Raw genomic sequence first — 864 nt, forward strand, 5'->3', positions numbered from 1 at the left:
GCCGCGTCCCAGGTCACCGTCGCCTGCTGGTCCCCGCGAACCGCGGAAACCCCCGTCGGCGCGGAGGGGACCCGCCCGGCCACAATCTGGTTGGAAGGTTGACTGGCGACCGAGTCGCCGATGGCGTTGGTCGCGGTCACGGTGAAGGTGTACTCGGTGCCGTTGACCAGCCCGCTCACCGTGCCCGCGGTCGCCGAACCCTCAACGGTCTGCGTCAGCCCACCCGGAGAGCTGGTGATCGTGTACCCGGTCACCGCGGACCCGTTCGCAGAGCTGAGCTGCCAGCGGACCTCCGCCGCGAGGTCGCCGGCGGCCTTGGCCGTCACGCCGAGCGGCGCGCCTGGTGCCGTAGCCACGCGAAAGTCGGCTGCGCTGAAGTTCAGGTTGTGTCCGGTCGGGCCGGTGGCGCCCTGGGGGTACTTGTAGATGGTCCCGTTGCGCACGTAAGAGGCGTGGTTGCCCGCAGCGTCGTAGATGTCGACATAGCTGAGGCGGTAGCTGCCGTTAACCCAGCTATCCGGGACAGTCCGGGTGATTGTGCCGTTCAAGGGGATGCCGGAGGGGTTGTCCACGCCCAGGCTCCGGGTGTTTCCGATGGCGTCGGCGAAGGTGAAGTAGACATAGGTGATCTCGTCCGAGTCGTCACTCACCGCGTAGTCGATGCTGACGTCCTGGCCCGGGGTCACCGTCTTCGGCCCGACCGCGAACGAGACCAGCGCAGGCGTCGCTGAGCCCGCGGTGGAGCCCTCGAGCGTGAAGTCGGCTGCGCTGAAGCTCAGGTTGTGTCCGGTCGGGCCGGTGGCGCCCTGGGGGTACTTGTAGATGGTCCCGTTGCGCACGTAAGAGGAGTGGTTGCCCGCAGCG

At 68.1% G+C, this 864-nt stretch carries 1 protein-coding gene; it reads right to left on the bottom strand.

Annotated elements, in window-relative coordinates:
- On the bottom strand, positions 1-839 hold an 839-nt coding region (locus ACFO9I_RS12115; protein WP_379181145.1), incomplete at its 3' end, for a fibronectin type III domain-containing protein.
- Positions 840-864: the final 25 nt, after the last annotated feature.

The organism is Nocardioides sp. GCM10023255 (genome assembly GCF_042653125.1).
Lineage (GTDB): Bacteria > Actinomycetota > Actinomycetes > Propionibacteriales > Nocardioidaceae > Nocardioides.